Origin of the sequence: Shewanella algicola (genome assembly GCF_014648035.1) — a bacterium.
GTDB lineage: Bacteria > Pseudomonadota > Gammaproteobacteria > Enterobacterales > Shewanellaceae > Shewanella > Shewanella algicola.
On record NZ_BMQI01000129.1, the window covers coordinates 1 to 1,830 of the forward strand.

Sequence of the window (1,830 nt, forward strand, 5' to 3'; positions counted from 1 at the left end):
CGGCTTGAATAGTACCGTTCGTTTTTTGTACTTTTTTGTCTACCCAGTAGGTGTTTTTAACCGTTATTCTTTTCATTTTTGATGATGAGAATGACCATGCCAACGGCACCTATTTCAATGCGTAAACTCAAAGAAATTTTAAGACTAAAATACGGCTGTAAACTCAGTCATCGTCAGATAGCAAAAAGCTTATCTGTTTCACCCTCAATCGTGTCTAAATATGCCTGTAAATCAGCAGAGCTAGACATTACTTGCTGGCCGCTTGATGAGAAGTGGGATGATAACTCTCTACAACAAGCGTTTTTCAAAACAAAGCCTCGTTTAAAAGGCTTTACCATTCCTGATTGGTCGTTAGTTCAACAAGAGCTTCGGCCTAAAACTATGACGTTGTTGCTGCTTTGGGAAGAATACAAAGAGCGGCACGCGGAAGGTTTTTACAGTTACACTCACTTCTGCCGTCAGTACAAGGCTTGGCTTAAATGCCAAAAACCCTCGATGCGACAAAACCATAAAGCTGGTGAAAAACTGTTTGTGGATTACTGTGGCCCAACCATGACTATTGTTGATGGAAGTACAGGCGAATGCCGTACTGCACAAGTGTTCGTCGCGGTCATGGGGGCATCAAATTATACCTATGCCGAAGCGACTTACAGCCAGAAACTTGAAGATTGGGTGATGAGTCATGCCCGTTGTTTTGAGTTTCTTGGTGGTGTTCCTGAGCAGATCATTCCTGACAACCTTAAAAGTGCCGTCACCAAACCCTGCCGATATGAGCCTGACTTAAACCCAACTTACCAACAACTAGCGACGCATTACGATACCGTCATTGTGCCTGCAAGACCCTATAAACCAAAGGATAAAGCCAAGGCTGAAGTGGGTGTACAAATTGTTGAACGTTGGATCATGGCACGTCTTCGTAATGAAACCTTCTTTAGCTTGCGTCAATTAAATCTAAAGATTCAAGAATTACTCATCGATTTAAATCAGCGACAAATGAAAAAACATCCTGGCTCACGATTAAGTCAATTTGAAGCCATTGATAAACCAGCGTTAAAACCATTGCCCATGCTGCCTTACAGCTACACCTTAGTGAAACAAGTGAGCGTACATATTGATTATCATATTGAGATTGAAAAGCACTATTACTCAGTGCCACATACCTTGATCAAGCAAAAACTTGAAGCACATGCCTCAGGAAAATTGGTGACACTCTACCATCAAGGCATACGAGTCGCTGTTCACCCCAGATCATACCGAGAAGGTGCGCATACCACGCTTGAGCTACATATGCCTATCGCTCACCAAAAACAACAGCAATGGACACCGCAGCGATTTGAACGCTGGGCAAGTCAGTTTGGTAAATCAACCGAGCAGTTTGTTATGCAATTGATGCAAGCTAAAAAGCATCCAGAGCAAAGCTACCGTGCTTGTATGGGGTTATTAAGCCTAGGCAAGAAGTTTACAGACCAACGTCTTGAAGCCGCCTGTCATCGCGCATTAGCCACAGGTGTTACTCGCGTAAAACAAGTGAAAACCATCTTAGAAAAAGGCTTGGATAAGCAACCCTTGCCACAAGCTCAGGGTGATTTACTACAAGATATTGATCATAAAAATATCCGCGGCAATAACTATTACCATTAATAAAAACTAACCAATCAAAGGAAATCTTATGAAAAATATCAATCAACAAGTCAATAACCAGTTAAGTAACTTAAAGCTAAGCGGCATACGTGATGCGCTATTACAGCAACTTGAACAACCTAATCTATACGTAGAACAAAGCTTCGAAGAGCGGCTAAGTTTATTGCTGGAGCATGAAATAACGCAGCG

1 protein-coding gene and 1 pseudogene are annotated in these 1,830 nt (G+C 42.1%); both read left to right on the forward strand.

Translation table 11 applies throughout. The features are described 5' to 3' along the window. Positions 1 to 96 precede the first annotated feature (96 nt). Entirely contained in the window at positions 97 to 1,641 is a 1,545-nt protein-coding gene (gene istA, locus IEY42_RS22030) for an IS21-like element ISShfr5 family transposase (RefSeq protein WP_188927306.1), read from the forward strand. A gap of 28 nt (positions 1,642 to 1,669) precedes the next feature. Continuing rightward, positions 1,670 to 1,830 (forward strand): annotated as a pseudogene (locus tag IEY42_RS22035) (IstB-like ATP-binding domain-containing protein); the annotation flags it as partial.